Annotated in this window: 4 protein-coding genes; all 4 read left to right on the forward strand. The window is 64.7% G+C overall.

What is annotated here, in order from left to right; translation table 11 throughout:
* The coding region (gene rplJ / locus ACLP25_RS14885; RefSeq protein WP_442469964.1) for a 50S ribosomal protein L10 at positions 1-437 on the forward strand (437 nt) is incomplete at its 5' end.
* A gap of 51 nt (positions 438-488) precedes the next feature.
* Complete coding sequence (gene rplL, locus ACLP25_RS14890; RefSeq protein WP_442469965.1) at positions 489-872, forward strand: 50S ribosomal protein L7/L12; 384 nt, start codon at positions 489-491, stop codon at positions 870-872.
* A gap of 235 nt (positions 873-1,107) precedes the next feature.
* A complete protein-coding gene (gene rpoB, locus ACLP25_RS14895) occupies positions 1,108-5,229 on the forward strand; it encodes a DNA-directed RNA polymerase subunit beta (protein ID WP_442469966.1) in 4,122 nt (1,373 codons plus the stop codon).
* A 131-nt stretch (positions 5,230-5,360) separates the two neighbouring features.
* On the forward strand, positions 5,361-7,516 hold a 2,156-nt coding region (gene rpoC / locus ACLP25_RS14900; RefSeq protein ID WP_442469967.1), incomplete at its 3' end, for a DNA-directed RNA polymerase subunit beta'.

A 7,516-nucleotide genomic window follows, 5' to 3' on the forward strand; every position in this document is an offset into this window, starting at 1 on the left:
ACTATTCCGGCTTGACGGTCGCCCAGATGCAGCGTCTGCGCAAGCAGATGAAGGCCGCTGGCGCTTCCGTCCAGGTCGCCAAGAACCGCCTCGCCCAGATTGCTCTCAAAGGCACGGACGTCGCCTCCATCGGCCCCTTGCTCAAGGGACCGACCCTGATCGCCCATTCGGCCGATCCGGTGGCGGCGGCCAAGGCAGCCGTGGCTTTAGCCAAGGACAACGACAAGTTCGTGCTCCTCGGCGGCGCCATGGGCAAGACCGCCCTCGACGTCAACGGGGTCAAGGCGCTCGCGACCTTGCCATCCCTCGACGAGCTGCGCGCCAAGATCCTGGGGCTCATCACCGCCGCGGCGACCAAGCTCGCCCAGCTCACCACCGCGCCCGCCGCCAAGCTCGCGCGCGTGGTCGGGGCCTATGCCGCCAAAGACGCAGCCTGACAGAGGCTCTTAAAAACCCTCAGTTCGAACCCATATTAAGGAACAAGCAAAATGGCCAATCTCGAAAAGATCGTCGAAGAACTCTCCTCGCTGACCGTTCTCGAAGCCGCTGAGCTCGCCAAGCTCCTCGAAGGGAAATGGGGCGTCTCGGCCGCCGCCGCGGTCGCCGTCGCCGCCGCTCCCGCCGCCGGCGGGGCCGCCGCCGCCGCTCCGGTCGAGGAGCAGACCGAGTTCACCGTCGTCCTCGCCGCCATCGGCGACAAGAAGATCGAGGTCATCAAGGAAGTCCGCGCGATCACCTCGCTCGGCCTCAAGGAGGCCAAGGACCTGGTCGAAGGCGCGCCGAAGCCCGTCAAGGAAGGCGTCTCCAAGGACGAGGCCGAGAAGATCAAGGCCGCTCTGGAGAAGGTCGGCGCCAAGGTTGAGCTCAAGTAATGAGCAGGCGGGCCCGACATGGGGCTCGTCAGTCAAAGTGGGGACGGTCCCGGGCCTTTCGGCCCCGGGGCCGTTCCGGCGTTTTTTAAGGTTGGGTTTGTTTCGACCGTCGAGAGGCGCGCGGGGGTGCGCGCGTCCCGGGCGGGGGATTGACAGGGGCGATCGGTTCGCCCGGGCGGCTTGACGTGATCGCAGCCGCGCGATCGCAGAACGGGCGTGAGCATTGAGGAACGACATGGCGCAGACATTCACCGGCCGCAAGCGCGTTCGCAAGGTTTTCGGGCACGTCAAGGAAGTCGGCGAGATGCCGAACCTGATCGAGGTGCAGAAGGCCTCCTACGACCAGTTTCTCCTCATGGACGCGCCGAAGGCCGGCCGTCCCAGCGAGGGCTTGCAGGCGGTGTTCAAGTCGGTGTTTCCGATCAAGGATTTCGCCGACACCGCGCATCTCGAGTTCGTGAAGTACGAATATGAGGCGCCCAAGTACGACATCGACGAGTGCCGCCAGCGCGGCATGACCTACGCGGCGCCCCTCAAGGTGACGCTCCGCCTCATCGTGTTCGACGTCGATCCGGAGACGCAGGCGAAATCCGTCAAGGACATCAAGGAGCAGGACGTCTACATGGGCGATATGCCGCTCATGACGCCGAACGGCACCTTCATCGTCAACGGCACCGAGCGCGTCATCGTCTCGCAGATGCACCGCAGCCCGGGCGTGTTCTTCGACCACGACAAGGGCAAGAGCCACTCGTCGGGCAAGCTTTTGTTCGCCGCCCGCATCATTCCTTACCGCGGCTCCTGGCTCGACATCGAGTTCGACGCCAAGGACATCGTCTATGCGCGCATCGACCGGCGCCGGAAGATTCCGGTGACGTCGCTGCTCTACGCCCTCGGCCTCGATGGGGAGGAGATCCTCAAGACCTTCTATCGGACCGTCAACTATAGCCGGCTCAGGGACGGATGGCGCGTGCCCTACGATCCCGAGCGCATGAAGGGCTTCAAGGCTACCGTCGACATGATCGACGCCGACACCGGCGAGCTCGCCTTCGAGACCGGCCGCAAGCTGACCGTGCGGTCGGCGCGCCAGCTCGCCGAGAAGGGTCTCAAGGCGCTCTACGCGGCCGACGCCGACCTCTACGGCCAGTACATCGCGGAGGATCTCTATAACCCGGAGACGGGCGAGATCTACGCCGAGGCCGGCGATGAGATCACGGAGAAGTCGCTCGCCCAGTTGCTCGACGTGGGCTTCAGCGAGCTGCCCATCCTCGACATCGACCACGTCAACGTGGGCCCGTATATCCGCAACACCCTCAAGGTCGACAAGAACGCCTCGCGTGAGGACGCTTTGTTCGACATCTACCGCGTGATGCGCCCGGGCGAGCCGCCGACCCTCGACAGTGCCGAAGCGATGTTCCAGTCGCTATTCTTCGATTCCGAGCGCTACGATCTCTCCGCCGTCGGCCGCGTCAAGATGAACATGCGCCTCGACCTCGACGCGCCCGACACCCAGCGCACGCTGCGCAAGGAGGACATCCTCGCGGTCGTGAAGGCGCTGGTGAACCTGCGCGACGGCCGCGGCGACATCGACGACATCGACCATCTCGGCAATCGGCGCGTCCGCTCGGTCGGCGAGCTCATGGAGAACCAGTACCGTATCGGCCTTTTACGCATGGAGCGCGCGATCAAGGAGCGGATGAGCTCGGTCGAGATCGACACGATCATGCCGCAGGACCTGATCAACGCGAAGCCGGCCGCGGCGGCGGTGCGCGAATTCTTCGGCTCGTCGCAGCTGTCGCAGTTCATGGACCAGACGAACCCGCTCTCGGAGATCACCCACAAGCGCCGCCTGTCGGCGCTCGGTCCGGGCGGACTCACCCGCGAGCGCGCGGGCTTCGAGGTCCGCGACGTGCATCCGACCCACTATGGCCGCATCTGCCCGATCGAGACGCCGGAAGGCCCGAACATCGGCCTGATCAACTCGCTCGCGACTTTCGCGCGGGTGAACAAGTACGGCTTCATCGAGGCCCCGTACCGCAAGGTGCGCGAGGGCAAGGTGACCGACGAAGTCGTCTACATGTCGGCGATGGAGGAGCAGAAATATTCGGTTGCGCAGGCCGATACGCCGATGGACGCCGACGGGCGCCTGACCGAGGATCTGATCGTCTGCCGGCGCGCCGGCGACGTCGTCTTCCTCGTGGCCGACCATGTCGACTACATGGACGTGTCGCCGAAGCAGCTCGTCTCGGTCGCCGCGGCGCTGATCCCGTTCCTCGAGAACGACGACGCCAACCGCGCGCTCATGGGATCGAACATGCAACGCCAGGCGGTGCCGCTGCTGCGCTCCGATGCGCCGCTGGTCGGCACCGGCATGGAGGCGATCGTCGCGCGCGATTCGGGCGCCGCGATCGCCGCGCGCCGCACCGGCATTGTCGACCAGATCGACTCGACCCGCATCGTCGTGCGCGCGACGGAGGAGACCGACGCGGCCAAGCCCGGCGTCGACATCTACCGCCTGATGAAGTTCCAGCGCTCGAACCAGTCGACCTGCATCAACCAGAAGCCGTTGGTCAAGGTCGGCGACCGGGTCGAGGTGGGCGACATCATCGCCGATGGTCCCTCGACGGATCTCGGCGACCTGGCGCTCGGCCGCAACGTCCTCGTCGCCTTCATGCCGTGGAACGGCTACAACTTCGAGGACTCGATCCTGCTCTCCGAACGCATCGTCAAGGACGACGTGTTCACGTCGATCCACATCGAGGAGTTCGAGGCGATGGCCCGCGACACCAAGCTCGGGCCCGAGGAAATCACGCGCGACATTCCGAATGTCTCGGAAGAGGCGCTGAAGAACCTCGATGAGGCGGGCATCGTCTACATCGGCGCGGAAGTGCAGGCCGGCGACATTCTCGTCGGCAAAATCACGCCGAAGGGCGAGAGCCCGATGACGCCGGAAGAGAAGCTCTTGCGCGCCATCTTCGGCGAGAAGGCGTCGGACGTCCGCGACACCTCGCTCCGCGTGCCCCCGGGCGTGCAGGGCACGATCGTCGAGGTGCGCGTGTTCAACCGCCACGGCGTGGAGAAGGACGAGCGCGCCCAGGCGATCGAGCGCGAGGAGATCGAACGGCTGGCTAAGGATCGCGACGACGAGCAGGCGATCCTCGACCGTAACGTCTACGCGCGTCTCGCCGAGACGCTTGAAGGCAAGCACGCGCTTTCCGGGCCGAAGGGGTTCAAGAAGGATCAGATCCTGACCCGTCCGATCCTCGAAGAAGTTCCGCGCTCGCAGTGGTGGGCCTTCGCGCTCGAGTCCGACCAGACGATGTCGGAAATCGAGGCCATGCGGAAGCAATACGACGAGTCGAAGAAGTCGCTGGAGAACCGCTTCCTCGACAAGGTCGAGAAGCTGCAGCGCGGCGACGAGCTGCCGCCCGGCGTGATGAAGATGGCCAAGGTCTTCATCGCGGTGAAGCGCAAGATCCAGCCCGGTGACAAGATGGCGGGCCGCCACGGCAACAAGGGCGTCGTCTCGCGGATCGTGCCGCAGGAGGACATGCCCTTCCTCGCCGACGGCCAGCCGGTTGACATCGTGCTGAACCCGCTCGGCGTGCCCAGCCGCATGAACGTCGGTCAGATCCTTGAGACGCACCTCGGATGGGCCTGCGCGGGCCTCGGCAGGCAGGTCGGCGAGACGGTCGACGTCTATCTGCGATCGCACGACTCTCAGGCGCTGCGCGGCAAGCTGCACGAGATCTACGGCGAGGACGAGACGATCAAGGCGCTCGACGATCAGAGTCTCGCCGAGCTCGGCGAGAACCTGCGCCGCGGCGTGCCGATCGCGACGCCCGTATTCGACGGCGCGCGCGAGAAGGACATCGTCGAGATGCTGAAAAAGGCGGGTCTCGACTCGTCCGGTCAGGTGACCCTCTTCGACGGGCGGACTGGCGATCCGTTCGACCGCAAGGTGACGGTTGGTTACATCTACATGCTGAAGCTGCACCATCTCGTCGACGACAAGATCCACGCTCGTTCGATCGGCCCCTACAGCCTCGTCACCCAGCAGCCGCTGGGCGGCAAGGCGCAGTTCGGCGGCCAGCGCTTCGGCGAAATGGAGGTCTGGGCGCTGGAAGCCTATGGCGCCGCCTACACGCTGCAGGAGATGCTGACCGTGAAGTCGGACGACGTCGCGGGCCGCACCAAGGTGTACGAGGCGATCGTGCGCGGCGACGACACGTTCGAATCGGGCATCCCGGAAAGCTTCAACGTGCTGGTCAAGGAAATGCGGTCGCTCGGCCTCAACGTCGAACTGGCGTCGCTCAAGCGCGCGCCGGACGAGACGCCGCCGGCGGAGGCCGCCGAATAAAGCGCGCGGCGTCCGTCGTTGGCGGCGGACGCAGCGCTCCGCAAGGAATTGCCTCGCGGCGGCCGCGCCGCGACTTTCTTCCATGAATGCGTGTCCGGGCGCTGGCCGCGCCCGACTCGCGGGAGACGAGAATGAACCAGGAAATCACCAATCCCTTTGCCCCGGTCGCCGCCCCGCAGGCGTTCGACCAGATTCAGATCGCCATCGCGAGCCCCGAGAAGATCCTGTCGTGGTCGTTCGGCGAGATCAAAAAGCCGGAGACGATCAACTACCGCACCTTCAAGCCGGAGCGCGACGGTTTGTTCTGCGCGCGCATCTTCGGCCCGATCAAGGACTATGAGTGCCTGTGCGGCAAATACAAGCGCATGAAGTACAAGGGCGTCATCTGCGAGAAGTGCGGCGTCGAGGTGACGCTGTCGCGCGTCCGGCGCGAGCGCATGGGCCATATCTCGCTCGCGGCCCCCGTCGCGCACATCTGGTTTTTGAAGTCGCTGCCCTCGCGCATCGGGCTCCTGCTCGACATGACGCTGAAGGATCTCGAGCGCGTCCTCTACTTCGAGTCCTACATCGTGCTCGACCCGGGCCTGACGCCGCTGAAAGACCGTCAGCTGCTCAGCGAGGACGATTTTCTCCGCGCGCTCGACGAGTACGGCCAGGACAGCTTCACCGCCATGATCGGCGCCGAGGCGATCCGCGAGATGCTGAAGGGCATGAACCTTCAGAAGATCGCCGATGACCTCAAGGTCGAGATCGCCGAGTCGAAGAGCGAGCTGAAGCCGAAGCGCCTCGCCAAGCGCCTGAAGATCATCGAGGCGTTCATCCATTCGGGCAACAAGCCGGAGTGGATGATCCTGACCGAGATCCCGGTCATTCCGCCGGACCTGCGTCCGCTGGTGCCGCTCGACGGAGGCCGCTTCGCGACATCCGACCTCAACGACCTCTACCGCCGCGTCATCAACCGCAACAACCGTTTGAAGCGGCTGATGGAGCTGCGCGCGCCCGATATCATCATCCGCAATGAAAAGCGCATGCTGCAGGAGTCGGTCGACGCGCTGTTCGACAACGGCCGGCGCGGCCGCGTCATCACCGGCGCCAACAAGCGTCCGCTGAAGTCGCTCGCCGACATGCTCAAGGGCAAGCAGGGCCGGTTCCGCCAGAACCTGCTCGGCAAGCGCGTCGACTATTCCGGCCGCTCGGTGATCGTCGTCGGTCCCGAGCTCAAGCTGCATCAATGCGGCCTGCCGAAGAAGATGGCGCTCGAACTGTTCAAGCCGTTCATCTACTCGCGCCTCGACGCCAAGGGCCTGTCGGCCACCGTCAAGCAGGCCAAGAAGCTGGTCGAGAAGGAGAAGCCGGAGGTTTGGGACATCCTCGACGAGGTCATCCGCGAACACCCGGTCATGCTGAACCGCGCGCCGACCCTGCACCGCCTGGGCATTCAGGCGTTCGAGCCGGTCCTGATCGAGGGCAAGGCGATCCAGCTGCATCCGCTCGTTTGCTCGGCGTTCAACGCCGACTTCGACGGCGACCAGATGGCCGTGCACGTGCCGCTGTCGCTCGAAGCGCAGCTCGAGGCGCGCGTCTTGATGATGTCGACCAACAACATCCTGCACCCCGCCAACGGCCAGCCGATCATCGTGCCGAGTCAGGACATCGTGCTCGGCCTCTACTACGTGTCGCTGATGCGCGACGGCGAGCCGGGCCAGTACGAGGAGGACAAGGAGACGAAGCGCCCGGTGCGCGGCTTCTACGCCGACATGGGCGAGATCGAGCATGCGATCGCCGCCGAGGCGATCACACTGCATACAAGGATCAAGGGCCGCGCCTGGACCTATGACGAGAACGGCGAGCGGGTGTCGAAGATCTTCGATACGACGCCCGGCCGAATGATCCTGGGACAGCTGGTGCCCAATCACGCCAAGATCCCCTTCGACGTCGTCAACAAGCTGATGACGAAGAAGGAAATCTCGAACATGATCGACATCGTCTACCGCAACTGCGGTCAGAAGGAGACGGTCATCTTCTGTGACCGGATCATGGCGCTTGGCTTCCGCGAGGCGTTCAAGGCCGGCATCTCTTTCGGCAAGGACGACATGGTCGTGCCGGACACCAAGCCGGAACGCATCGCCGAGACGACGTCGCTCGCGAAGGAATACGAGCAGCAGTACAACGACGGCCTCATCACGCAAGGCGAGAAATACAACAAGGTCGTCGACGCCTGGGCGAAATGCTCGGACAAGCTCGCCGAGGAGATGATGGCCGGCATTTCCGCGGTTCGCAAGGACGA

It is taken from the genome of Roseiarcus sp. (assembly GCF_052145395.1).
Taxonomy (GTDB): domain Bacteria; phylum Pseudomonadota; class Alphaproteobacteria; order Rhizobiales; family Beijerinckiaceae; genus Roseiarcus.

Bases quoted from the DNA above. Each gene is read 5' to 3' on its own strand.
- rplL (WP_442469965.1), top strand. From the start codon at position 489: ATGGCCAATCTCGAAAAGATCGTCGAAGAACTCTCCTCGCTGACCGTT.
- rpoB (WP_442469966.1), top strand. From the start codon at position 1,108: ATGGCGCAGACATTCACCGGCCGCAAGCGCGTTCGCAAGGTTTTCGGG.